21 protein-coding genes are annotated in these 23,802 nt (G+C 71.1%); 13 read left to right on the forward strand and 8 right to left on the reverse strand.

The genetic code is table 11. From position 1 onward, the window contains the following. The 6 genes from RF647_RS06385 (at position 1) to RF647_RS06410 (ending at position 7,621) form a co-directional block, all read left to right on the forward strand. A complete protein-coding gene (locus tag RF647_RS06385) occupies positions 1–1,329 on the forward strand; it encodes a hemolysin family protein (protein ID WP_368811000.1) in 1,329 nt (442 codons plus the stop codon). After that, positions 1,322–2,398, forward strand: coding sequence for a GTPase Era (locus RF647_RS06390; RefSeq protein ID WP_368811001.1), 1,077 nt, complete (start codon positions 1,322–1,324; stop codon positions 2,396–2,398). The genes RF647_RS06385 and RF647_RS06390 overlap by 8 nt, the downstream gene beginning before the upstream one ends. Before the next feature lie 153 nt (positions 2,399–2,551). After that, positions 2,552–4,021, forward strand: coding sequence for an LCP family protein (locus RF647_RS06395; protein ID WP_368811002.1), 1,470 nt, complete (start codon positions 2,552–2,554; stop codon positions 4,019–4,021). A 178-nt stretch (positions 4,022–4,199) separates the two neighbouring features. Then, positions 4,200–5,945 carry a 2-isopropylmalate synthase gene (gene leuA / locus RF647_RS06400; RefSeq protein WP_017833983.1) on the forward strand — a complete coding sequence of 582 codons (1,746 nt, stop codon included), beginning with the start codon at positions 4,200–4,202 and terminating at the stop codon, positions 5,943–5,945. A 126-nt stretch (positions 5,946–6,071) separates the two neighbouring features. Then, positions 6,072–6,824: a DNA repair protein RecO gene (recO, locus tag RF647_RS06405; RefSeq protein WP_368811003.1), complete on the forward strand. Its 753-nt coding sequence runs from the start codon at positions 6,072–6,074 to the stop codon at positions 6,822–6,824. Positions 6,825–6,826: 2 nt separating this feature from the next. After that, positions 6,827–7,621, forward strand: a complete 795-nt coding sequence (locus RF647_RS06410) for an isoprenyl transferase (RefSeq protein WP_017833985.1) — start codon at positions 6,827–6,829, stop codon at positions 7,619–7,621. On the opposite strand, the gene RF647_RS06415 is transcribed toward RF647_RS06410, so the two are convergent. Continuing rightward, a complete protein-coding gene (locus tag RF647_RS06415) occupies positions 7,573–8,631 on the reverse strand; it encodes an alpha/beta hydrolase (protein WP_368811004.1) in 1,059 nt (352 codons plus the stop codon). The two genes, RF647_RS06410 and RF647_RS06415, sit on opposite strands and share 49 nt — an antisense overlap. Positions 8,632–8,727: 96 nt before the next feature. Here RF647_RS06415 and RF647_RS06420 point away from each other — a divergent pair, with 96 nt between their 5' ends. Beyond that, on the forward strand, positions 8,728–9,816 hold the full coding sequence (locus RF647_RS06420) for a quinone-dependent dihydroorotate dehydrogenase (RefSeq protein WP_368811005.1): 1,089 nt from the start codon (positions 8,728–8,730) through the stop codon (positions 9,814–9,816). Positions 9,817–9,966: 150 nt separating this feature from the next. Here RF647_RS06420 and RF647_RS06425 read toward each other — a convergent pair whose 3' ends face one another. After that, complete coding sequence (locus tag RF647_RS06425; protein ID WP_368811006.1) at positions 9,967–10,572, reverse strand: DUF3043 domain-containing protein; 606 nt, start codon at positions 10,570–10,572, stop codon at positions 9,967–9,969. Positions 10,573–10,634: 62 nt separating this feature from the next. Between RF647_RS06425 and RF647_RS06430 the strand changes: the two genes are divergently transcribed. The 5 genes from RF647_RS06430 (at position 10,635) to RF647_RS06450 (ending at position 15,772) form a co-directional block, all read left to right on the forward strand. Further along, positions 10,635–12,056: a dipeptidase gene (locus tag RF647_RS06430; protein WP_368811007.1), complete on the forward strand. Its 1,422-nt coding sequence runs from the start codon at positions 10,635–10,637 to the stop codon at positions 12,054–12,056. A gap of 84 nt (positions 12,057–12,140) precedes the next feature. Continuing rightward, complete coding sequence (locus RF647_RS06435) at positions 12,141–12,512, forward strand: iron-sulfur cluster assembly accessory protein (protein ID WP_017833990.1); 372 nt, start codon at positions 12,141–12,143, stop codon at positions 12,510–12,512. Between the two features lie 249 nt (positions 12,513–12,761). After that, entirely contained in the window at positions 12,762–13,643 is an 882-nt protein-coding gene (coxB, locus tag RF647_RS06440) for a cytochrome c oxidase subunit II (RefSeq protein WP_368811008.1), read from the forward strand. Positions 13,644–13,652: 9 nt separating this feature from the next. Then, positions 13,653–15,365 carry a cytochrome c oxidase subunit I gene (gene ctaD, locus RF647_RS06445; protein WP_368811009.1) on the forward strand — a complete coding sequence of 571 codons (1,713 nt, stop codon included), beginning with the start codon at positions 13,653–13,655 and terminating at the stop codon, positions 15,363–15,365. A gap of 2 nt (positions 15,366–15,367) precedes the next feature. After that, positions 15,368–15,772, forward strand: a complete 405-nt coding sequence (locus tag RF647_RS06450; protein WP_368811010.1) for a cytochrome c oxidase subunit 4 — start codon at positions 15,368–15,370, stop codon at positions 15,770–15,772. Positions 15,773–16,858: 1,086 nt separating this feature from the next. Here the strand turns inward: RF647_RS06450 and RF647_RS06455 are convergent. From RF647_RS06455 to RF647_RS06470, 4 genes are all read right to left on the reverse strand, one after another. Then, positions 16,859–18,520, reverse strand: coding sequence for a cytochrome bc complex cytochrome b subunit (locus RF647_RS06455; protein ID WP_368811011.1), 1,662 nt, complete (start codon positions 18,518–18,520; stop codon positions 16,859–16,861). Further along, positions 18,520–19,614 (reverse strand): Rieske 2Fe-2S domain-containing protein, encoded by a 1,095-nt coding sequence (locus RF647_RS06460; protein WP_368811012.1) that lies wholly within the window; start codon positions 19,612–19,614, stop codon positions 18,520–18,522. Before RF647_RS06460 ends, RF647_RS06455 begins: the two co-directional genes overlap by 1 nt. A gap of 73 nt (positions 19,615–19,687) precedes the next feature. Then, positions 19,688–20,479, reverse strand: a complete 792-nt coding sequence (locus RF647_RS06465) for a c-type cytochrome (RefSeq protein ID WP_017833530.1) — start codon at positions 20,477–20,479, stop codon at positions 19,688–19,690. A 59-nt stretch (positions 20,480–20,538) separates the two neighbouring features. Beyond that, positions 20,539–21,177, reverse strand: coding sequence for a heme-copper oxidase subunit III (locus RF647_RS06470; RefSeq protein ID WP_368811013.1), 639 nt, complete (start codon positions 21,175–21,177; stop codon positions 20,539–20,541). 249 nt (positions 21,178–21,426) lie between these two features. Between RF647_RS06470 and trpD the strand changes: the two genes are divergently transcribed. Next, positions 21,427–22,485, forward strand: coding sequence for an anthranilate phosphoribosyltransferase (gene trpD, locus RF647_RS06475; RefSeq protein WP_368811014.1), 1,059 nt, complete (start codon positions 21,427–21,429; stop codon positions 22,483–22,485). A gap of 132 nt (positions 22,486–22,617) precedes the next feature. On the opposite strand, the gene RF647_RS06480 is transcribed toward trpD, so the two are convergent. Continuing rightward, positions 22,618–22,896, reverse strand: coding sequence for an Lrp/AsnC family transcriptional regulator (locus RF647_RS06480; protein WP_017833527.1), 279 nt, complete (start codon positions 22,894–22,896; stop codon positions 22,618–22,620). 50 nt (positions 22,897–22,946) lie between these two features. Further along, positions 22,947–23,363 carry a DUF3054 domain-containing protein gene (locus RF647_RS06485; RefSeq protein WP_368811015.1) on the reverse strand — a complete coding sequence of 139 codons (417 nt, stop codon included), beginning with the start codon at positions 23,361–23,363 and terminating at the stop codon, positions 22,947–22,949. Positions 23,364–23,802: the final 439 nt, after the last annotated feature.

The raw sequence follows: 23,802 nt of genomic DNA on the forward strand, positions 1-23,802 counted from the left end.
ATGATGACCACTGCCGTCCTGGTCGTCGCGGCGATCGTGTTCCTGAGCACGGCGTTCGTCCTCACGGCCGCCGAGACGGGCCTCACCTACCTGCCCCGCGCGGACGCCGAGGCCATCGCCCGGGACGCCCCCGACTCGTCCGCCGCCAGGATCCTGGCCACGCCCACCGCGCACCTGCAGGCCCTGCGCTTCTGGAGCGTGTGGTTCGAGACGGCCTCCGCCGTGGCGGTGGCCCTCGCGATGTTCGACGGCCTCGACGACGTCTGGCTCGCCGGGCTCCTGGCCACCGTGGTGATGGCCGCCGTGGGCTTCGTCCTCACCGGGGTCTCGCCGCGCCAGGTCGGGCGCAGCCACGCCGCCGGCACGGTCCGGGCCACCGCCGGCCTGGTGCGCCTGCTGCGCATCGTGCTCGGGCCGGTCCCCGGGATGCTCGTGCGCCTGGGCTCCTCGGGCACCCGGGACGCGGGGAACATCGCCCCCGGCTACCTCACCGAGGAGGAGCTGCTCGAGTTCGTGGACCGGTCCACGGGTCAGGCCCTCATCGAGGACAACGAGGCGGAGCTGCTGCACTCGGTCTTCGACCTCGACGACACCAACGTCCGGGCCGTCATGGTGCCCCGCACCGACATGGTCTCCGTCGACGACGACGACACCGTGGACAACGCCCTGAACCTCTTCTTCCGCTCCGGCTACTCACGCATCCCGGTGATCGGCGAGAGCGCCGACGACGTCCTCGGCATCCTGTACCAGAAGGACCTCGCCGAGCGGGTGCACCGGCTGGGCACCGGGCTGCGGCTCACGGGGCTCTCCGAGCTCGCCCGCGAGGTCCGCTACGTGCCCGAGTCGAAGAAGGTCAACGAGCTGCTGCGCGAGATGCAGCTCGAGTCGATCCACGTGGCGATCGTCGTCGACGAGTACGGCGGCACCGCCGGGCTGGTGACCCTCGAGGACCTCATCGAGGAGCTGCTCGGCGAGATCGTCGACGAGTACGACCGGGAGAAGCCCGAGGTCGCCGAGCTCGGCGACGGCCGCTACCGCGTCTCCGCCCGGCTCAGCGTCGAGGACCTGGGCGACCTGTTCGGCCTCGACCTCGAGGACGACGAGGTGGACACGGCCGGCGGCCTGCTCGCCAAGTCCATCGGCCGGGTGCCCATCGTGGGCTCCAGCGCCACCGTCGAGGGCATCGTCCTCGAGGCCGTCACCCTGGAGGGCCGGCGCAACCGGGTGGGCCAGCTCGAGGTCCGCCGGGACCCCGACTGGGTCCCCCCGGGCTCCACGGCCGTGGAGCCCGCCCAGGAGTCCGAGGAGGAGACCCACCACCATGTCTGAGCCCACACCCGCCGTGCCCCCCGGGGCCGGCGAGCCCACCACCGGGGAGCCGGTCCCGTTCCGCGCCGGCTTCGCCGTGCTGGTCGGCCGCCCCAACGCCGGGAAGTCCACGCTCACCAACGCCCTGGTCGGGCAGAAGGTCGCGATCACCTCGAGCCGACCGCAGACCACGCGGCACACCATCCGCGGCATCGTGCACCGACCCGAGGGCCAGCTCGTGCTCGTGGACACCCCGGGCCTGCACCGGCCGCGGACGCTGCTCGGCGAGCGGCTCAACGACCTCGTGGCGGACACCCTCGCCGAGGTCGACGTCATCGGCTTCTGCGTGCCCGCCGACGAGAAGATCGGCCCCGGGGACCGATTCATCGCCCAGCAGCTCGCGGCCTCCGGCAACAAGCCGGTCGTGGCGATCGTCACGAAGACGGACACCGTCTCCCGCGCCGAGCTCGCCGAGCAGCTGCTGGCGGTCACCGAGCTGGGCCGCTCCGTCATGGAGGCCGAGCACCAGGTCCGCGCCGAGCGCGCCGAACGGGCCGCCCGCAAGCCGCGCCACCGCTCCGCGGCCGCGCACGCGCCCCGTCCCGACGCCGACGACCCGGGCTGGGCCGACGTCATCCCCGTCTCCGCCGTGGACGGCTTCCAGGTCGACGCCCTCGCCGGGCTGCTCATCGGCAGGATGCCGGAGTCCCCGGCCCTGTACCCCGACGGCGAGCTGACCGACGAGCCCGAGATGACGATGGTCGCCGAGCTCGTCCGGGAGGCCGCCCTGGAGGGCGTGCGGGACGAGCTGCCGCACTCCCTCGCGGTCGTGGTCGAGGAGATGGTGCCCCGTGAGGGCCGCCCCGCGGACCGGCCGCTGCTCGACGTGCGGGTCAACGTCTACGTAGAGCGGTCGTCGCAGAAGGCCATCATCATCGGCAAGGGCGGCGCGCGGCTGCGGGAGATCGGCACCCGGTCCCGGACCGCCATCGAGGCGCTGCTGGGCACGAAGGTCTACCTCGACCTGCACGTGAAGATCGCCAAGGAGTGGCAGCGCGACCCCAAGCAGCTGTCCCGCCTGGGCTTCTGAGCCACCCCGCGCCCCCGGATCGCGCCCCCACCCCGCCGCGTCGCCCGCCCCTAGTCCCGGGGCGGGCGACTACCATGACACCCGGCGCCCCGGCCGGGCGCCGTCCCCCCGACCCCGGACCCCGAGCCCGGGGCCTGCCAGGAGAGAGTCACCGTGTCCTCTACGCCCCCCGCCGCCCACGGACGCCACCGCGCCCGCCGATGGTCCCGGAAGCGCTGGGCCGCCGTCGGGCTGGTCGTCGTCCTGCTCGCGGTCCTCGGGGCCGGTGTGGCCGCGACCTGGCGGCTGCAGTCCAACCTGGACACCTCCCCGCTCGACCTCGGCGACGGGACCGGGCCCGAGGCCGGCCCGCTGGACATCCTCGTGATGGGCACCGACACCCGTGACGGCGAGGGCAACGACCGGTACGGCGACGACGAGGACAGCGCCGGCGCCGGCCTGACCGACGTCATGATGCTGGTGCACGTGAGCGAGGACCGCAGCGGCGTGACCGTGGTGTCCCTGCCGCGCGACCTGGTCGCGGACATCCCGCGCTGCACGGACCCCGAGTCCGGCGAGGTCCACCCGGCGGAGGAGGACGCGATGCTGAACTCGGCGATCGCCAACGGCGGCCCCGGGTGCACGGTCGCGACCGTCAACCAGATGACCGGCCTCAAGATCGACCACTTCATGCTCGCCGACTTCAACGCCGTCAAGGAGCTGTCCTCGACCGTGGGCGGCGTCGAGGTGTGCGTCAACGACGCCGTCGACGACCCGAAGTCGGGGCTGAAGTTGCCCGCCGGCGTCTCCTCCGTGGAGGGCGAGCAGGCCCTGGCGTTCCTGCGCAGCCGCGCCGCCTTCGGCGACGGCGGGGACACGAGCCGGATCCGCTCCCAGCAGTCGTTCCTCGCGTCCATGGCCCGCAAGATCAAGGATGAGGGGACGCTCTCGGACCTGCCGAAGCTCTACGAGATCGCCGACGTCGCCACCCGCAACCTGCACGTCGACGAGGGGCTCGGCTCCGTCCCGACGGTGGTCGGCCTCGGCACGGCCGTCAGGGGGATCGACCTGGGCAGCATGGTCTTCGTGACGGCGCCCACCGAGCCCTACGCGCTGGACCCCAACCGGCTCCAGCTCGACGCGGACCCGGCCGAGCACCTCTTCGAGGCGCTGCGCGCGGACCGGCCGCTCACGTCGCCCTCCGCGGAGCCGGCCGACGAGCCGACCTCCTCCGCGACCCCGTCGCCCGACGCCGCCGTCCCGGCCCCCACGGTCGACCCGGCCACGGTCCCGCTCACGGTCGCCAACGTCTCCGGCGTCGACGGCCGGGACGCGGACATCGCCGACGTGCTCGAGGACGAGGGCTACACGGCTGTCGAGTCCGGCCCGCAGGCCACCGAGCTGCCGGGCACGCAGATCTTCTTCGGCGCGGGGTGGTACGAGGCGGCCGTCGAGGTCGCCGAGCTGCTCGGCGTCCCCTCCTCGCAGATCGTGCCGACCACCGACGTGGTGGGTGTGTTCGTCTCGGTGGGCCAGGACTTCCGCGAGGGGGACCGGCTCGAGCTCGGAGCGGGGCTGCCCGGGGAGCTCAACGGCCAGACCGCGGAGCAGTACACCTGCCAGCAGGCGGCCGGCGACTGGTGAGGACGCGACCCGGCGCGCCGGACGCCCCGTGATAGGTTGAACACATGCGGACCGGGACGCTCCTCCTCCTTACGTGCCGCAACGGGGCCTGACCCGACGACTGCATGGCCGGCCTCCCGTTGCGGAGTTCCTGATGCCCGGCCACCCGCAGACGTCTCGAGCAGAACAGGCCCCTTCCATGCGCAACTACCAGCAGCCCTCCGGCATGCCGATCCACAAGTACGTGCCGTACCAGCAGCAGTTCCCGTTCGACCTCTCCGACCGCACCTGGCCGGACCGGGTGATCACCGAGGCGCCCCGGTGGTGCGCCGTGGACCTGCGGGACGGCAACCAGGCGCTGATCGACCCCATGAACTCCGACCGCAAGCTCAAGATGTTCGAGCTGCTCGTGCGGATGGGCTACAAGGAGATCGAGGTCGGGTTCCCCTCCGCCTCCCAGACCGACTTCGACTTCGTGCGCCGGCTCATCGAGGAGGACCGGATCCCCGACGACGTCACGATCCAGGTCCTGACGCAGTCTCGCGAGCACCTCATCGAGCGCACCTACGAGGCCATCGACGGCGCCGACAAGGCGATCGTGCACCTCTACAACGCGACCTCCACCCTGCAGCGGCGCGTGGTCTTCGACCAGGACATGGACGGGATCGTGGACATCGCCCTCACCGGGGCGCGGCTGTGCCTGAAGTACGAGGAGCAACTGAAGAACACGTCCGTGACCTACGAGTACTCCCCGGAGTCCTACACCGGCACCGAGCTCGAGTTCGCGGCGCGCATCGCCAACGCCGTGGCCGAGACCTTCGAGATCGGCGGGGACCGGGAGATGATCCTCAACCTGCCCGCCACCGTGGAGATGGCCACCCCCAACGTCTACGCCGACTCCATCGAGTGGATGTGCCGCAACCTCTACAACCGGGACGCCACCGTGGTCTCCCTGCACCCGCACAACGACCGCGGCACCGGCGTGGCGGCGGCCGAGCTGGGCTACCTGGCCGGCGCCGACCGCATCGAGGGCTGCCTGTTCGGCAACGGTGAGCGGACCGGCAACGTGGACCTGGTGACCCTGGGCCTGAACCTGCTGACCCAGGGCGTGGACCCGCAGATCGACTTCTCCGACATCGACGACATCCGCCGGACCGTGGAGTACTGCAACCAGCTGCCCGTCCCCGAGCGGGCCCCCTACGGCGGGGACCTCGTGTTCACGGCGTTCTCCGGCTCCCACCAGGACGCCATCAAGAAGGGCTTCGACCGGATGGCCCGGGACGCGCAGGAGCAGGGCCGGGGCGTCGACGAGCTGGTGTGGGCCGTGCCCTACCTGCCCATCGACCCCAAGGACCTGGGCCGCACCTACGAGGCCGTCATCCGGGTGAACTCGCAGTCCGGCAAGGGCGGGGTGGCCTACCTGCTCGCCAACGAGCACGGGCTGGACCTGCCGCGGCGGGCGCAGATCGAGTTCTCCCGCGTGGTGCAGGAGCACACCGACACCTCCGGCGGGGAGGTCTCCGGCGCGGAGCTGTGGAAGGTGTTCGCGGACGAGTACCTGCCCACTGTCCAAGACGGGGACGCCGGGCGCTGGGGCCGGTACCGGATCACCAACATCACCACGACCTCCGAGGAGGACGGGGAGAGCACCCTCGAGATCGGCCTGGACGTTGACGGCGTCCAGCACCACCGCACGGCGCAGGGCAACGGCCCCATCGAGGCGCTGCAGACGATCCTCGCGTCCGAGGGCGTGGACGTGCGCGTGCTCGACTACAGCGAGCACGCCCTCTCGGCCGGCGGCGACGCCCAGGCGGCCAGCTACGTCGAGGCCGCCGTGGGGGACCGCGTCCTGTGGGGCGTCGGCATCGACGCGAACACCACCCGCGCGTCCCTGAAGGCCCTCGTCTCGGCGGTCAACCGGGCCGTGCGGGACGCCCAGGGCTGAGCGCCCACCGCACCGTGCGACGGCGGGCCGCCCCGGACGTGGGGCGGCCCGCCGTCGTCGTCCCGCCCCGCCCGTCCCGCTGCGCCGTCGGCCTGCGCCGTCCGCCCCGCGTGGGAGAATGATCCGGTGGCCAGGACGACGTTCGCATCACGCAGCTACCGGGACGACGCCGTCGTGCTGCGCACCTACAAGCTCGGCGAGGCCGACCGGATCGTCGTGCTCCTGACCCGGGACCACGGGCAGGTCCGGGCCGTGGTTAAGGGCGTGCGGCGCACGACCTCCCGCTTCGGCTCCCGGCTCGAGCCGTTCAACGTCGCCGAGCTGCAGCTGGTCACCGGTCGCAACCTCGACATCGTCTCCCAGGCGCTGGGCAAGCGCGGCTACGGGTCGGTCATCGCCGCCGACTACGCCAAGTACACCGCCGCCGCGGCCATGACCGAGGCCGCCGAGAAGTTCACGGAGAACGACGACGAGTCCGCGGCCCAGCAGTACCGGCTGCTCGTCGGCGCCCTGTCCGCCCTGGCCCGCGGGCTGCACGAACCCGGGGCCGTCCTGGACTCCTACCTGCTGCGCGCCGTGTCCACGGCCGGGTGGGCCCCGAGCTTCACCGACTGCGCCCGGTGCGGCGCCCCCGGACCGCACGAGGCGTTCTCGGCCCCGCTCGGCGGCGCCGTCTGCCCGGGCTGCCGCCCGCCGGGGGCCGCCGCCCCCGACCCCGCGACCGTCGAGCACCTCTCCGCCCTGCTCACCGGGGCGTGGGAGCGCATCGACGCCGTGGAGCCCCGCACGGCCCGGGTCGCCGCCGGGATCGTGGCTACCTACGTACAGTGGCACCTGGAGAGGGCCGTCCGGTCCCTGAACCTCGTGGAACGGAGCTGACCATGCCCGGCTTTGCCGCCCCGCCCGCCCATCCCAGCGGCGCCAGCGCCCCGCCGATCCCGCGGCAGTTCGTGCCCCAGCACGTGGCCGTGGTCATGGACGGGAACGGGCGCTGGGCGAACCAGCGCGGACTGCCGCGCAACGAGGGCCACAAGGCGGGGGAGGCGGCCCTGATCGAGGTGATGGCCGGGGCCATCGAGATGGGCATCCCGTACGTCAGCGCCTACGCGTTCTCCACCGAGAACTGGAAGCGCTCCCTGGACGAGGTGACGTTCCTGATGAACTACACCGCCGACGTCATGGAGCGCCAGCTTCCCACCTTCCAGGAGTGGGGCATCCGGATCCGGTGGGCCGGGCGCAAGCCCCGCCTGTGGCGCTCGGTCATCAACCGCCTGGAGGAGGCGGAGCGGGCCACCCGCGACAACGACGTCGTCACCCTCACCATGTGCGTGAACTACGGGGGGCGGGCCGAGATCGCCGACGCCGCGGCCGCCATCGCCGCCGACGCCCGGGCAGGCGTCCTGAACCCGCGCAGCATCGACGAGAAGACCGTCCAGCGCTACCTCGACGAGCCCGACCTGCCGGACGTCGACCTCTTCCTGCGCTCCTCCGGGGAGCAGCGGATCTCCAACTTCCTCCTGTGGCAGTCCGCCTACGCCGAGCTCGTCTTTCAGGACGTGCTCTGGCCGGACGTCGACCGCCGCACCCTGTGGGAGGCCGTCGAGGTCTACGCCCGCCGCGACCGGCGCTACGGCGGAGCCGTCGACCGCGTCGCCGGGCCTGGCGCCTCCGCCTGAGGCCGGCGCCGTCGCAGACCGCGCAGCCAGGCGGCGAGATCCGTCTGCGCGGCCCGGCGCACGGCCTGCCGGGAGAGGTGCACGTCGTGGACGGCGCCCTCGTAGGAGCGCAGCGTCACGTCGGTGCCCAGATCGGGCGCGTGCCGGCGGATCTGCCGGACGTCCAGCACGGTGTCGGCCGAGCGCATCCGCTCGCTCCACCAGGGGCGGATGCACGAGCGGGCCGAGGTCTGCACCAGCACTGGAAGGTGAAGGTTCAAGCCCTTCGCGACTTCACCCTGAGCCTGAAGGACAGCGTTGAGCCACCCCGGGGTGATGTCGAAGCTGGTCTCGGGCCGCCACCGGGCGTCGATCGGCCACTCGCCCTCGGCGTGCTCGCTGATCACCCGGTAGTAGTGGCTGCGCAGCCGGGCCCGCACCGGGAAGTCCGGGCGCTGCTCGGCGAGCCGGGCCATCAGGGGGCGCAGGGCGGCGCCCACGGCGTCGGAGCCGTGGCTGCCGATCCAGGGGGCGTTGAGGGCCAGTCCGTCGAGCCGGTCGGGGTGCCGTGAGGCCCACATCGCCGCGGTGAGCCCCCCGGTCGAGTGGCCCATCAGCACGAGCCGCCCCCGGGGACCGGGCAGACCGTCCTCGGCCATCACGTCGAGCGCCGCGGCGATGTCGTCGTCGTAGTCCGCGAGGTCCGTGGTGTGGCCCGGGCGGCCCTCCTCCACGGCGAGCACCTCGTCGGTGAGGTTCCGGCCGTAGCCGTGCAGGTCCAGGGCGTAGAACGCGTAGCCCGCGGCCGCGCACGTCCGGGCCAGCTCGGCGTTGAAGAAGTAGTCGGACCAGCCGTGCAGGTACAGAACGGCCCCGCGCAACCGGCCCGGCACGGGCGGGACGTCCCCCGGCCGGTAGCGGACCACCGTGGCCGTGGAGTGGGGGGCGGAGCCGGGGTCCAGGTCCACGGTCCGCGCGCGGAAGCCGGGTCCCAGCACGTCGGGGACCCACGGGTCCGGGGGAGCGCCCATGCCCTCTCCTCGTGCGGGCGGTCCGTCGGGGCGCCGGTCCGTCAAGCCCCTCCGCGGCCGCCCTGCCGGAGGAGTGCCCTGTGGAAGACTGGGACCATGCGCCTCTACCCTACGTTCTTCACGGCTGTCTTCTCCCGGATGGACCCCGAACGGGCCCACCGGGTCGGCTTCCTCGGCATCCGGGCGGCGCGCGCCGCCCGGATCAGCACCGCGCTGCGGGTCTACACCCGGCCCGATCCCGCGCTCGAGGTGGAGGCGCTGGGCCTGCGGTTCCCGTCCCCGTTCGGGCTGGCGGCCGGTTTCGACAAGGGCGGCGAGGGGATCGGCGCCCTCACCGACCTCGGCTTCGGGCACGTCGAGATCGGCACCGTGACCGCCCAGGCGCAGCCGGGCAACCCTCGGCCCCGTCTGTTCCGGCTCGTCCGGGACCGGGCAGTGATCAACCGGATGGGCTTCAACAACGAGGGCGCGGCGGCCGTGGCCCCGCGCCTCGCGCAGGCGCGCCGCGAGCTCGAGGCGGACCACCGCGGCCGCGCCCGTCCGGTGCTCGGCGTCAACATCGGCAAGACCAAGGCGGTGCCGCTGGAGGACGCGGTGGACGACTATCTGCAGAGCGCCCGGGTCCTCGCCCCCCTGACGGACTACCTCGTGGTCAACGTGTCCTCGCCCAACACCCCGGGACTGCGCCAGCTGCAGGAGATCGAGAGCCTGCGGCCGCTGCTCGGCGCGGTGGGCCGCGCGGCCGACGAGGCCGCGGACCGGCACGTCCCGCTGCTCGTGAAGATCGCCCCGGACCTGTCGGACGAGGACGTGCTGGCCGTCGCGGACCTGGCCCTCGACCTGGGCCTGGACGGCATCGTGGCCACCAATACGACCATCGCCCGCACCGGCCTCGGGCTGGCCACCGATCCCGCCGAGATCGAGGCCCACGGGGCCGGCGGGCTTTCCGGGGCCCCGCTGCGGCGGCGCTCCCTCGAGGTGCTGCGGCTGCTGCGCGAGCGCGTGGGGGACCGGCTGGTGCTGATCTCCGTGGGCGGGGTGACCACGGCGGAGGACGTCCAGGAGCGCCTCGACGCCGGCGCGACCCTCGTGCAGGGCTACACCGCCTTCCTCTACGAGGGACCCTTCTGGGCGCGCCGCATCAACCAGGGCCTGGCGCGCCGGGCGGGCCGCGCCTGGAGCTGACGGCTCACCCGAGCTGACGGCTCACCGGGGCTGACGGCTCCCGTCCCGACGGCCGCCCCGTCGGCGGGAACAGGACTGCCCCCGGACCGTGCGGTCCGGGGGCAGTCCTGTCGCGGCCGGGCCCTGCGCCGGGCGCGGGCCGGCGGGGGCTCAGGAGGGGCGCTCCCCGCGGGCGACCTGGGGCTTGGGCAGGCGGAGGCGGCGCATCGTGAAGGAGCGCATCGCGGCGTACCAGCGCACGCCGCGCTCCACGGTCCCGAACTTCGCCTGCATGGCCTTCTTCATCCGGGCCGTCGACAGCACGGCGTCCACGATGCCCAGGATCATCAGCGCCCAGATGACGTAGACGCCGTAGGTGGCCACGTCCTGGACGGGGAAGAACAGGATGACGAGCGCGAGCAGCGCCACGACCATGAGGTACTCGCCCACGTTGATCCGGGAGTCCACCCAGTCCCGCGCGAACCGCCGCTGCGGGCCGCGGTCCCGCGGCCCGAGGAACCGCTCGTCCCCGGCCGCCATGCCGGCCTGCGCCCGCATCCGCTGCTCGCGCGCGGCGTCGCGGGACTGCGCCTTCGCGGCCTTGCGGTCCTCCGGGACCAGGGGCCGGCGCCGGGACGCCTCCTGCTGCCGGCGGCTGGGCGTGGGCCGCCCCTTGCCCGGGGTCTGCCGCGGGGCGGCCACCGGTTCCGTGGGGGCGGCCGCAGCGGTCACCGACGTGGACCCTGCGCGGTCTGCTTCCTTCTTGCGTCCAAACACCAGTCAAGGATAGCCGACGGACCTGCCGGTCCCCGCCGGGCCCCGGACATAGGGTGGGTGCCATGAGCGAGCCCTGTGCCCCGACCGTCCCCGTGCCCGTCGACACCGTGCGCGCGGCCGTGCGCGCGGACATGCCGCGGACCCTCGAGCAGCTCGTCGAGCTGGTCGCGATCCCCGGCATCGCCTGGGAGTCCTTCGACGCCGCGCACCTCGAGCGCAGTGCGGTGGCCGTGGCCGGCGTGCTCGCGGACGCCGGCCTGGAGGAGGTGGAGATCCTGCGCGTGCCCCTGGGCGACGGGCCGGGACACCCCGCCGTCGTCGCCCACCGCCGGCCTGCGTCCGGCCGGCCGACCGTGCTGCTCTACGCCCACCACGACGTCCAGCCCCCGGGCCGGCGCGAGCTGTGGGACTCCGAACCGTTCGTCGCCGAGGAGCGCGACGGCCGCCTCTACGGGCGGGGCGCAGCCGACGACAAGGCCGGGGTGATGGCCCACGCCGCTGCCCTGCGCGCCGCGACCGCCCACCGCGGCGACGACTTCGGCCTCGGCGTGACCGTCTTCGTGGAGGGGGAGGAGGAGGCCGGCTCCCCGTCCTTCCGGGACTTCCTGGAGGCCCACCGGGAACGGCTGGCCGCGGACGTCATCGTCATCGCGGACTCCGCCAACTGGGAGGTCGGGGTGCCCGCCCTGACCACGAGCCTGCGCGGGATGGTCGGCGCCGTCGTGGAGCTGTCCGTGCTCGAGCACGCCGTGCACTCGGGCATGTACGGCGGCCCGGTCCTGGACGCACCCACGCTGCTGGCCCGGCTCATCGCCACCCTGCACGACGACGACGGCGCGGTCGCCGTCGAGGGGCTGCTCGCCGAGGACCGCACCGACCTGGTCTACGACGAGGAGCGGTTCCGGGCCGACGCGGCGGTCCTGGAGGGCGTCCGGCTGGCCGGGCGCGGCTCGATCGCCTCCCGGCTCTGGACGCAGCCCGCGCTGTCGGTCACGGGCATGGACGTCACGCCCGTGGACACCGCCGCCAACACCATCGCCGCCTCCGCCCGCGCGAAGCTGAGCCTGCGCACGGCGCCGGGCCAGGATCCCGCCGAGGCCGCGGAGGCCCTCCGGCGCCACGTGGAGGAGCACGCCCCGTTCGGCGCGCGCGTGCGCTTCGAGGTCGAGGAGACGGGACAGTCCTTCCGCACCGACATGAGCTCGGAGTCCGCGCGGATCGCCCGGTGGGCGCTGGGGGAGGCGTGGGGCCGGCCCGCCGTGGAGACGGGCATCGGCGGCTCCATCCCCTTCACCGCGGACCTCCTGGAGGTCTATCCTGAGGCCGGCATCCTTATCACGGGGGTCGAGGACCCGGACTCCCGGGCGCACAGCGCCAATGAGTCACTGCACCTGGCGGAGTTCGAGCGCGCGGTGGTCGCGGAGACGCTGATGCTGCTCGCCCTCGACGCCACCGCCCGCCCGGGGCAGCGGATCCGGGAATGAACCCGATCGCCCATCCGTTGTGCCCGTGACAGACCCGCCGCCGGTCCGACCCCGTGCGGCACCCCTCCACAGAAAGTGAGCATCATGAGCGTCACGACCGAGAACGGCGCCGCAGTGGACGGCCTGCCCACCCACGGCGTCCAGCTGACCGACGTCGCGTCCCAGAAGGTCCGCGCCCTGCTCGAGCAGGAGGGCCGCACCGACCTCCGGCTGCGCGTGGCGGTCCAGCCCGGCGGCTGCTCGGGCCTCATCTACCAGCTGTACTTCGACGAGCGCATCCTGGACGGGGACTCCGTGCGGGACTTCGGCGGCGTCGAGGTCATCGTGGACAAGATGAGCGTGCCCTACCTCGAGGGCTCCACGGTCGACTTCGAGGACACGATCTCCAAGCAGGGGTTCTCGATCGACAACCCCAACGCGGGGGGATCCTGCGCCTGCGGCGACTCCTTCCACTGAGTCCGTCCGCTCCTTCCGAGAGGCCCGTCGTCCGTCCGGACGGCGGGCCTCTCGGCGTTCCCAGGGGTCCCGCAGACGGCTCCAGGAGGGGCCTCCGAGCGCCGCGCGGAAGCTGACACTGTGTCACCAGATGTCAGCGACACGGGGTAAGCTCGAAGGGAAACATTCCACCTGACTGTGTCCGGGCTCTTCGAATCGGGGCCTTCGGCGCGCAGACGACGAGCACGAGAAGAAGAGGAAGGGCCGTCTGTGAGTTCGCACACACGAACCGACAGCCTCCGGCGCCGCACGGCGAAGGTGTCTGCGGTAGCAGTCCTGGCAGCAACCGCGCTGACGGGTTGCTCGGAAGAGGCGAAGCTCGGCTGGATGCCCACCGAGCGTGGCACCACCGACAACGCCGACATGATCCTCGACCTGTGGGTCGGGTCCTGGATCGCGGCCCTCGTCGTGGGACTGGTGACCTGGGGCCTCATGCTCTGGTGCATGATCGCCTACCGCCGGCGCAAGAACGAGACCGGCTACCCGCGCCAGGTCGCGTACCACGCCCCTCTCGAGGTCTTTTACACGATCGTCCCGATCGCCCTGATCATGTCCTTGTTCTTCTTCACCGAGCGGACCCAGGCCGAGATCACCGCCCTGCACGACAACCCGGACGTGACCGTCCAGGTCTACGGCAAGCAGTGGGCCTGGGACTTCAACTACCTGACCGACGACGTCTGGGACACGGGCATCCAGGGCCACCTCGACGGCGAGGAGGGCGTCCCCGAGCGGGTGGCCACCCTGTACCTGCCCGTCGACAGCGACGTCGAGCTGCAGGTCACCTCCCGCGACGTCATCCACTCCTTCTGGGTCCCCGCCTTCCTCGAGAAGGCCGACATGTTCCCGGGGCGCACCAACAACATCAGCATCACCACGGGCCGTGAGGGCGAGTACTTCGGCAAGTGCGCCGAGTTCTGTGGCGAGTACCACTCCGAGATGCTGTTCAACGTCAACGTGGTCAGCCAGGCCGAGTACGACGCCCACATCCAGTCCTTGCGCGACGCCGGCCAGACCGGGGCCCTGGGCGAGGAGTACAGCCGCGACTCCTACCCGGGCGCGGACGACCAGCAGCAAGAATCTTTTAACAACTAAGGAGTACCGGTGTCCACACTCGAGTATTCACGGGACGAGGCAGCCACGGTCGCTCCGCGCGTGGTGCCCCGCTCTAAGGGACGGATGGTCGTCAGCTGGATCACGTCCACCGACCACAAGACGATCGGGTACATGTACCTGATCTCCTCCTTCGCCTTCTTCTGCCTCGCCGGTGTCATGGCGCTGATGATCCGCGCCGAGCTCTTCCAGCCGGGCATGCAGATCCTGGAGACCAAGGAGCAGTACAACCAGCTGTTCACCATGCACGGCACGCTGATGCTGCTGATGTTCGGCACCCCGCTGTTCGTCGGCTTCGCCAACGTCATCGTCCCGCTGCAGATCGGCGCACCCGACGTCGCGTTCCCGCGGCTCAATGCCCTGGCGTTCTGGTTCTTCCTGTTCGGCTCGCTGATCGCGACCGCCGGGTTCCTCACCCCGCAGGGCGCGGCCTCCTTCGGCTGGACGGCCTACACCCCGCTGAGCAACGCCTCGTTCACCCCGGGGGTGGGCGGAGACCTGTGGGTGTTCGGCCTCGCCCTGTCCGGCTTCGGCACGATCATGGGCGGCGTCAACTTCATCACCACGATCATCGCGATGCGCGCCCCCGGCATGACCGTGTGGCGGATGGGTCTGTTCACGTGGAACGTGCTCATCACCTCGCTGCTCGTAATTATGGCGTTCCCGCCGCTGGCGGCCGCGCTGTTCGCACTGGGCATGGACCGCACCCTGGGCGGGCACATCTTCGACCCGGCCAACGGGGGAGCGGTGCTGTGGCAGCACCTGTTCTGGTTCTTCGGCCACCCGGAGGTCTATATTCTCGCCCTGCCGTTCTTCGGCATCGTCTCCGAGATCATCCCGGTCTTCTCCCGCAAGCCGCTGTTCGGCTACAAGGGCCTGGTTTTCGCCACGATTGCCATCGCGTCACTGTCCGTGACCGTGTGGGCCCACCACATGTACGTCACCGGTGCTGTGATGCTGAGCTTCTTCGCGTTCATGACGATGATGATCGCGGTGCCCACCGGCGTGAAGTTCTTCAACTGGATCGGCACGATGTGGCAGGGATCGATCACCTTCGAGACGCCCATGCTGTGGGTCCTGGGCTTCATGTTCACGTTCCTCTTCGGCGGCCTGACCGGTGTCATCCTGGCCACCCCGCCGCTGGACTTCCACGTCTCGGACTCCTACTTTGTGGTCGCCCACTTCCACTACGTCATCTTCGGCACCGTGGTGTTCGGCATGTTCGCCGGGTTCTACTTCTGGTGGCCCAAGTTCACCGGCAAGATGCTCAACGAGCGGATCGGCAAGATCCACTTCTGGCTGCTGTTCCTCGGCTTCCACATGACCTTCCTGATCCAGCACTGGCTGGGCGTGGACGGCATGCCGCGCCGCTACGCCGACTACCTGCCGGAGGACAACTTCACCTGGATGAACCAGATCTCCACGGTCGGGGCGATGCTGCTCGGCGTCTCGATGATCCCGTGGTTCTGGAACGTCTACACCACCTGGCGCAATGGTACGAAGGTCGAGGTCGACGACCCGTGGGGCTTCGGCGGGTCGCTGGAGTGGGCGACGTCCTGCCCGCCGCCTCGGCACAACTTCACCTCGCTGCCGCGGATCCGCTCGGAGCGGCCGGCACTGGACCTGCACCACCCGGAGCTGGCCGCGGAGTCCCCGCAGCAGTCCCCGGTCGACGACGGCGCCATCGCCACGCGGAAGGGCTGAGCATGAAACTGACCATCAAACTGATGCTCCTCCTGGGCGCTTTCAGCCTCCTGGCGGGCGTCGTCTACGGATTCCTGACCCGATTCGACGAGCTCGTGGGCTTTCCCGGGCTGCTGGCCGTGGGCATCATGTCCTTCATGCTGGCGGTCTACCTGTGGCTTGTGGATCGCAACACCGGTGGCGTCCTGCCCGAGGACAAGCTCGACGGCGAGATCGTCGAGTCCGCCGGCGAGTACGGTCACTTCTCCCCGTGGAGCTGGTGGCCCCTGCTGCTCGGCACCGGCTGCGCCCTCGCGTTCACCGCGCTGGCCATGGGCTGGTGGATCCTCGGCCTGGCCGTCCCCGTGGCGGTGCTCGGCCTGCTGGGGCTGATCTTCGAGCACTCCCGGGGCGACCACGCCCACTGACCCGGTCGGCTGAACACCGACCGACGAAAAGGCCCCGGACACCCAGGTGTCCGGGGCCTTTCGCGTCCCCGCGCTGCGGGCGGCCGTGGCCCTTCCCGGGGGAGACCTGGGCGACCACAGCGTCCTTGTGGACGGGCTGACGGCGGGGCAGCCGCTGCCGCTGCAAGGCCTTGGGACGGCCGGCGATGACGCTTCGTGCGACGGGTACCACGTGCTCCAAAGCCTGAGGCGAAGCCTGCGGTAGAGCCAGGGCCAAGGCCCGGATTTCCGGGAACCGGTGCCCGCTGCCGTCCGCGACCTCGACGACACGGTCCGGAGCAACGGCCCGGTCACTCCGCTCGGTGCGGCCCGACGCGTCGTCCAGAGGCTTCGGCGCGTCGTTCAGGGGCTCCTGCGCAACCGGACGGATGATGCCGGGATGGCACCTCTTGCACCGGGCACAGCTCGGAGCGCAGGGCCATCCCCGGGCGGTGCACCCTGGCAACCGTCCGTACAACGTCATCGGCCTGGTCACGGTGCGCCTCGAGCGGCACGGTGTCCCGAGCGGGACCGTCCTGATGGCCGACGGGGGGCGTCACCGCCGCACCGCTGGTCCCGCGATGCCCGAGGGCACGGAGTGTCCTCCCGCGTCCGTCCGGCGCCGGACCAGCCCGCCTCACGTGGGGGCCGCCGGAGACGTCGGCGAGCACGGCAGCGACAACCGCCCCCGGTCGTCCGACCCGCCCTGGCACGGGCTCTCCCCGACCGCGCGGCGGCCATGGCACGGCTCCGGGTTCGGCCCAGTGCATCGACAGACCGGTGCCGATCCGGATGCGGGCTCCGGCGGAGTCTCGGGCTCCACTGGGTACCCCCGCGGCCGCACCGCCCCGGCAGGAAAGCCTGGACGCGGTCCTGCGGGCCTCCGGGGCAGCAGACCCGGGAGAATGCGGTTCGCAGGTTCTGTCCCCCCGGAACGGCGCTGAGGGCCGCCGGAGAAGTCCGGCGGTCATGTCTCCGCTGTGTCCGACCGCCGGTGACGGATCCACAGATGCGACAGGGCCCCGAGAGGAGTGATCCTCTCGGGGCCCAGTCAGGCGTGCTGCCGGCTCAGCGCACGAGCTCCCGGTCCTGGGAACCCGTGGTGAGGGCGTCGGCCTCGTGGTGGTGGTGCGCCGCCTCGAGCTCGGCGGGGGTGACGGGGGCGACACGGTCCTCGAAGAAGAAGCGGCTGATCCGCTCGCGCGTCTTCTCGGTGGCCGTGATCTTGCCCTTCGCGTTCGGCTGGGCCGGCTCGACCTGGTAGTCGGGCATGTTGACCAGTCGGTACCGCTTGTACTCGTCGAGGGGCTCGTGCACCTCGATGAACTCACCGTGGGGGAGCTGCTGCACCCGTCCGGTCTCACGACCGTGGAGGACGATCTCCCGGTCCTTGCGCTGCAGCGCCAGGCAGATCCGGCGGGTGATCATGAAGGCCAGGACCGGGCCCAGGAAGTACAGGGCACGCAGCCAGTACAGGACGTCGTTGACGGCCAGGTTGAAGTGCGTGGCGATGAGGTCGCCGCTGGCCGCGATGAGCATGATCGTGTAGAACGTCACGCCGGCGGCGCCCATGGCGGTCCGGAACGGAGCGTTCCGGGGACGGTCGAGGATGTGGTGCTCCCGGTCGTCCTTCGTGACCCAGCGCTCGATCCAGGGCCACGCGGCCATGAGACCGAAGAGCACCGCGAGCGGCGCCATCGGCAGCAGCACGTTCATCGGGATCGACATGCCCCAGAACGTCCACTCCCAGTTGAACGGCCAGGTACCGGGCATGAGGCGCACGGCGCCGTCGGTGAAGCCCATGTACCAGTCGGGCTGGGAGCCGGCCTGCACCGGGGAGGGGTCGTACGGACCGTAGTTCCAGATCGCGTTGATGGTGGTGGTGCCCGCCATCAGGGCCATGATGCCGAACACGATGAAGAAGAACCCGCCGGCCTTCGCCGCGTAGATCGGACCCACGGGGAAGCCGACGACGTTGTTCTCGGTGCGGCCCGGGCCGGGGAACTGGGTGTGCTTGTGCACCACGACCATGAACAGGTGGACGACGATCAGCATCAGGATGATCGCCGGGATCACGAGCACGTGGAGGATGTAGAGGCGCGCGATGATGTCGTGGCCGGGGAACTCGCCGCCGAACAGGAACATCGACAGGTAGGCGCCCACGATGGGGAGTGCCTTCAAGATCGCGTCGGCGATGCGCAGACCGTTGCCGGAGAGCACGTCGTCGGGGAGCGAGTAGCCGGTGAAGCCGGCGACGATCGCGAGCAGGAAGAGCGCGACGCCGACGAGCCAGTTGAGCTCGCGCGGCCGGCGGAAGGCCCCCGTGAAGAACACGCGCAGCATGTGCACGGCCACGGCGGCGGCGAAGACCAGCGCGGACCAGTGGTGGATCTGGCGCAGGAAGAGCCCGCCGCGGATGTCGAACGAGATGTCGAGCGAGGACGCGTAGGCCGCTGACATCTCCACGCCCTGCATCGGGACGTAGGAGCCCTCGTACTCCAGGGCCGCCATCGACGGCTCGAACCACAGGGCCAGGAACGTGCCGGAGAGCAGCAGGATGACGAAGGTGTACAGCGCCACCTCGCCGAACATGAAGGACCAGTGGTCCGGGAAGATCTTCCGGCCGAACTCCTTGACGATCGGCGACATGCCGACACGGGTGTCGACGAAGTTCGCAATCCGGCCGGCGCCCGTCTGGGGCTTGTACTCGTAATCAGTGGACGTGGACATCAGTTCGCCTCACCCTGCATCTCCTCGACATGGGTACCGCGCTGCGAGTAGGTCGGACCGACCGGCTCCTGGAAGTCGCTGCGGGCCACGAGGTAGCCCTCGTCGTCCACAGTGATCGGCAGCTGGGGAAGGGGCCGGGCAGCCGGCCCGAAGATGACCTCGCACTCGTTCGCGAGGTCGAACGTGGACTGGTGGCACGGGCACAGCAGGTGGTGGGTCTGCTGCTCGTAGAGCGCGACGGGGCAGCCGACGTGGGTGCAGACCTTCGAGTAGGCGAAGATGCCGTCGACGTTCCAGTTGGCCCGCTCGGGCGAGACATTGACGGTGTCCGGGTCGAGGCGCATGAGCAGCACCACGGCCTTGGCCTTCTCGTCGAGGTAGCCCTCGTTGTGCCCGATGGCGCTCAAATTCTCGGGGACCACGTGGAACGTGGAGCCGAGCGTGACGTCCGAGGCCTTGATGGGCGTGCCGGAGGGATCGCGCACCAGACGGATCCCCTCGTCCCAGAGGGTCTCCTTGAGGACGTCCAGATCGGTCGGGCCGAGGTCCCGCAGCATGCCGACGAACGGCAGGGGAGCGAGCACGGCCGCGCCGATGAGGGTGTTGCGCAGAAGCGGCCGGCGCTTGATCCCGGACTCGTCGTAGATCGTGGTCAGGATGCTCTGCGCCTCGGCGCGCTGCTCCTCCGTGCGCACCGCGTGCCGGTTCTCGACCAGCTCGTGGTCCGGCATGAGCGTGCGGGCCCAGTGGACCACGCCGAGACCGATGCCGAACATGCCCAGGGCGACGCCGAGGCCGAGCAGCAGGTTCTGCAGCTGGAGGGCCTGCGTGGGCTCGGTGTTCGTGACGTCGTAGATGGGTCCGTCCACGCGGACGCCGAAGTATCCGACGAAGAACAGGATCGATCCGAGGATCGAGATCAAGAACAGCAGGACGACCTGCCGTTCGGCGCGCTTGGCGGCCGTGGAGTCGATGTCCGTCAGGCGCGGGCGGTGCGGGGGCAGTCCGGGGTCGGGGAAACGCTCCATTGCCGTGGTGCCCGTGGTGGCAACGGTTCCCGACTGGTGGGGAGTGCCGTCACTGTGGCTTCCCATGTGGTCCCTCATTCTTCTCTTGGTGCAGTTGATCGTAGCTTCGCGGTCCGACATCCGCTGCCGGCACGGCCCGTCAGGCGGAGCGCGAGGTGAGCCAGACGGTGAACCCGATGATGACGGCGAGCCCGATGGTCCAGACGAACAGGCCCTCCGACACCGGGCCGAGGGCGCCGAGCCCGAATCCACCGGGGTTGGGGTTGTCCTCGAGGGTCTTCAGGTAGGTGATGACGTCCCGCTTCTCCTCGGGGGTGATGTTCGCGTCGTTGAACACCGGCATGTTCTGCGGGCCGGTCTGCATGGCCTCGTAGATGTGCTTCTCCTCGACGTCCATCACCGAGGGGGCGTACTTGCCGCGGGTCAGCGCACCGCCGGCACCGGCGGCGTTGTGGCACATGGCGCAGTTCGCGAGGAACACCTTCGCACCGTTGGCGGCGTTGCCCTGGGAGACGTCCAGGTACTGCTCCTCGGGGATGCCCGGGCCGGCGCCGAGGGTCGCCACGTAGGCGGCGAACTGGCGGACCTGCTCGTCGTTGAACTGGACCGCCTTCTGCTCGGCCTGGGGCCCGTTGGCCTGCATGGGCATGCGGCCGGTGCCGACCTGGAAGTCGACGGCGGCGGCACCGACGCCGACGAGCGACGGGCCGGAGGGGGTCCCGGCGCCGTCGAGGCCGTGGCAGGTGGAGCAGTTCGCGACGAACAGCTTCTCGCCCTCCTCGATGTCCTGCGCGGTGTAGGACTCGGTCTGGGCCTTGGCCTCGTTGGTGGTGGTGGCGACTGCGTAGAGCCCACCGCTGAGGAGCAGGGCCAGGACCATCAGGACCAGGACGGCCAGAGGGTGACGTCGCTGCTGCGAAAGTGCCTTCACGTCAAACGTTCCTTTAACTCGGTGTTGGTTTGCTTGGTGCGTCCTCCGGACGGCGCGGCCTACCGGAGGAAGTAGACCACGAGGAACAGCACGATCCAGACGACGTCCACGAAGTGCCAGTAGTAGGACACGACGATCGCCGAGGTGGCCTCGAAGTGCCCGAAGCGCTTGGCGATGAAGGCACGCCCCATGATGAACAGGAACGCGATGAGACCGCCCGTCACGTGCAGGGCGTGGAAGCCCGTGGTGATGTAGAAGGCGGAGCCGTAGGAGTTGGCCGGGATGCTGATGCCGTGGGCGACCAGTTCCGCGTACTCGAAGGACTGCACCGCCACGAAGACCGCGCCCATGAGGAAGGTCAGGGCGAACCACTCGACCATTCCCCACCGGCGGACGTCGAACAGCCCGCCGGCCCGGCGGGGCTGGAGGCGCTCGGCCGCGAAGACGCCGAACTGGCAGGTCACTGAGCTGAGCACCAGGACGATGGTGTTGGCGAGGGCCAGCGGGATGTTGAGCTTGGCGGACTCCTCGGCCCAGAGCTCCGGTGCGGTGGAGCGCAGGGTGAAGTACATGGCAAAGAGGCCGGCGAAGAACATCACCTCGGAAGCGAGCCACACGATGGTGCCCACTGAGGTGAGGTTGGGTCGGTTGATCGACCCGCCTACCGGCTTGGCTGGGGTATGGGTTGCAGTCGTCACAGAGACATTATGTCGCCAAAACTCCCGGTGGACCAACCAGGGGCGGGGTCGGGCGGTTCGCGTGTCCGGGCGCCGAGGGCCCCCGCTGACGAGGCGCGCCGTCTCCTCACGCGTCCGGCCGCGGGAGGCCGGGGATCCGGGGGCCTCCGGGACCCGGATGCGATCCGTGTCACAAGTCCTCGGCGAGGGGCGTCCCACGTCAAGGCGCCCGTTCGGGCCGGTCCGGCGGCGGGCGATACGATCGGGGGCGTGAACACGACGACACCGACGACCGCCCCGCACTTCGAGTGGCCGGACCTGATCACCGCCCTGATCTCCGGCACCGATCTGACCCGCGACCAGGCCTACTGGGCCATGGACACGATCATGTCGGGCGAGGTGTCCGACGTCGTCATCGCCGGTTTCCTCGTGGCCCTGCGGGCGAAGAGGGAGACGGTCGAGGAGCTGACCGGGCTGGCCGACGCCATGGTGGGCAACGCCCGGCCCGTCGACATCCCCGGCCCGGCCCTGGACGTCGTGGGGACCGGCGGCGACCGGCTCTCCAGCGTCAACATCTCCACGATGTCCGCCCTCGTGTGCGCGGGCGCCGGGGCCAAGGTCGTCAAGCACGGCAACCGCGCGTCGTCCTCGAAGTCCGGCTCCGCCGACGTCCTGGAGGCGCTCGGGGTGCGGCTGGACCTGCCGGTCGAGATGGTGGAGTCCGCGGCCCGGCACGTGGGCATCACGTTCCTCTTCGCCCAGACGTTCCACCCGTCGATGCGCTTCGCCGCGGCGGCCCGGGCGCAGCTGCGCGTGGCCACCGCCTTCAACTTCCTGGGGCCAATCACGAACCCGGCGCGGGTCGAGGCCTCGGCCGTCGGCGTGGCCGACCGCTCGCTGGCGCCGCTGATCGCGGGCGTCTTCGCGGCCCGCGGAGACCGGGCCCTCGTCTTCCGGGGCGGCGACGGCCTCGACGAGCTCACCGTGACGGCGCGCTCCGAGGTCTGGGAGGTCCGGGACGGGCGGGTCGACCACCACGACCTCGAGCCGCTCGACCTCGGCATGCCCCGGGCCACGATCGAGGACCTCCGCGGCCAGGACGCCGGGTACAACGCGGGCGTGGTCGAGCGGGTCCTGGCGGGGGAGAAGGGGCACGTGCGCAACGCCGTGCTGCTCAACTCCGCCGCCGGCCTCGTGGCCTTCGACACCGGCGCCGAGGGGTCCTTCCAGGACCGGATGGCCGCGGCGGTGCGGCGCGCGGAGGTGTCGGTGGACAGTGGCGCGGCCCGCGCCGTCCTGGACCGCTGGATCGCCCACACCGCACGCTGAGGCGCCGCACCGGCGGAGTGCCGACGACGACGGAGGCCGACGGGGCGTTCCCCGCCGGCCTCCTGCTGCCCGTGCGCCCGACCGCTGCGCGGGCTCCGGCCCGGTGGCACGAGGCCGGGCGGTCGGCGGCCGTCAGTCGATGCCGAGCGAGAAGGCCGCCTCCAGGTCGTGCTTGCTGTAGGTCCGGAACGCGATGTTGGTGTTCGTGCCCACGACGCCCTCGACCTTGGAGAGCCGGTCGGCGATGACGTCCGCGAGGTCCTCGTGCCGGTGCACGCGCACCATCGCGATGAGGTCCCAGTCGCCGGTCACGGAGTACACCTCGCTGATGCCGGGGATGTCGGAGATCTGCTCAGCGACCTCGGGGATCCGGTCGGCGGAGGTCTTGATGAGGACGATGGCGGTGAGCATGGGGCACCTTTCGCGGGAGCGGGGCCGGCAGGACCGGCGGGACGGTGGGGTCAGTGCGGGCGGCGGGAGCGGGCCGCGCGCAGCCCCGAGACGAGGGCGCGGGGGCCCAGCAGGAAGACGCCGAGCACCGCGAGCGTGACGAGGACGAAGCTCGGCGCCGTGCCCTCGCCGACGAGCAGGCGCAGAGCCATGCCCACGGCCACGGTCGTCGACCACAGCGCGACGCCCCGCGGCCAGACGGCGAACGGGGCGCGGTGCACCCGCCACCCGATCCAGCCCAGCAGGAGCCCGGCCAGGAACGGCCACGCCGTGATCAGGAGGCCGGCGGCGTCCAGGGCGTGGGTGCTGCGGCCCAGGCCGGCGAACAGCAGGACGAGCAGCACGTCCACGGTCAGCGCCGCCGCCCAGGGGCCGGAGTGCGTGGTGCGTTCCTCGGGGCGGGCGGTGAGGGGGGCGGACGTGTGCATGCTGGCAGTCTAGTGCGGCGTCCACGGGCCGCGATCCGGGACTCCTGAAGCCTTAGGTGCACCTTGAGAGTTGAGGGCTGCGGGCGAAAAAAGTCTCAACCTTCCACCAGGGGTCGATGGTCCGGGCCCGGAGGCCACGGAGGGCCGCCGGAGGGCCTCGGGTGCCGGACCCGTGACGGAATGCGGGTCAGGACGGGTTGGGGGCCGAGGAGAGGCGCGTTGTCATGCGCCTTGGCATCCCGGTGGAGCGGCCGGTGCGACGAGCAGCGGAGGTGTGCGCGACAGGGGGCGCGTCGGGGTGGTACATAGCGGGTGGAACGCACCGGAGGGGAGCCTCCGCTCCGCGTTACTTTACATAATGTCGATTATCGGCGTTTTACGGAGCAGGCTGTCAGGGAGTCGCAGAGCTCGGCATCCGTGTCCGTGCACGCCGTCGTTC

Origin of the sequence: Kocuria sp. CPCC 205263 (assembly GCF_040981075.1) — a bacterium.
GTDB classification, from domain to species: domain Bacteria; phylum Actinomycetota; class Actinomycetes; order Actinomycetales; family Micrococcaceae; genus Kocuria; species Kocuria rosea.

Excerpts from the sequence above, each read along its gene's own strand:
- RF647_RS06385 (WP_368811000.1), top strand. The coding sequence starts at position 1 with ATGATGACCACTGCCGTCCTGGTCGTCGCGGCGATCGTGTTCCTGAGC.
- RF647_RS06390 (WP_368811001.1), top strand. The coding sequence starts at position 1,322 with ATGTCTGAGCCCACACCCGCCGTGCCCCCCGGGGCCGGCGAGCCCACC.
- leuA (WP_017833983.1), top strand. The coding sequence starts at position 4,200 with ATGCGCAACTACCAGCAGCCCTCCGGCATGCCGATCCACAAGTACGTG.
- RF647_RS06410 (WP_017833985.1), top strand. The coding sequence starts at position 6,827 with ATGCCCGGCTTTGCCGCCCCGCCCGCCCATCCCAGCGGCGCCAGCGCC.
- RF647_RS06415 (WP_368811004.1), bottom strand. The coding sequence starts at position 8,631 with ATGGGCGCTCCCCCGGACCCGTGGGTCCCCGACGTGCTGGGACCCGGC.
- RF647_RS06420 (WP_368811005.1), top strand. The coding sequence starts at position 8,728 with ATGCGCCTCTACCCTACGTTCTTCACGGCTGTCTTCTCCCGGATGGAC.
- RF647_RS06430 (WP_368811007.1), top strand. The coding sequence starts at position 10,635 with ATGAGCGAGCCCTGTGCCCCGACCGTCCCCGTGCCCGTCGACACCGTG.
- RF647_RS06435 (WP_017833990.1), top strand. The coding sequence starts at position 12,141 with ATGAGCGTCACGACCGAGAACGGCGCCGCAGTGGACGGCCTGCCCACC.
- RF647_RS06450 (WP_368811010.1), top strand. The coding sequence starts at position 15,368 with ATGAAACTGACCATCAAACTGATGCTCCTCCTGGGCGCTTTCAGCCTC.
- RF647_RS06455 (WP_368811011.1), bottom strand. The coding sequence starts at position 18,520 with ATGTCCACGTCCACTGATTACGAGTACAAGCCCCAGACGGGCGCCGGC.
- RF647_RS06460 (WP_368811012.1), bottom strand. The coding sequence starts at position 19,614 with ATGGGAAGCCACAGTGACGGCACTCCCCACCAGTCGGGAACCGTTGCC.
- RF647_RS06480 (WP_017833527.1), bottom strand. The coding sequence starts at position 22,896 with ATGCTCACCGCCATCGTCCTCATCAAGACCTCCGCCGACCGGATCCCC.
- RF647_RS06485 (WP_368811015.1), bottom strand. The coding sequence starts at position 23,363 with ATGCACACGTCCGCCCCCCTCACCGCCCGCCCCGAGGAACGCACCACG.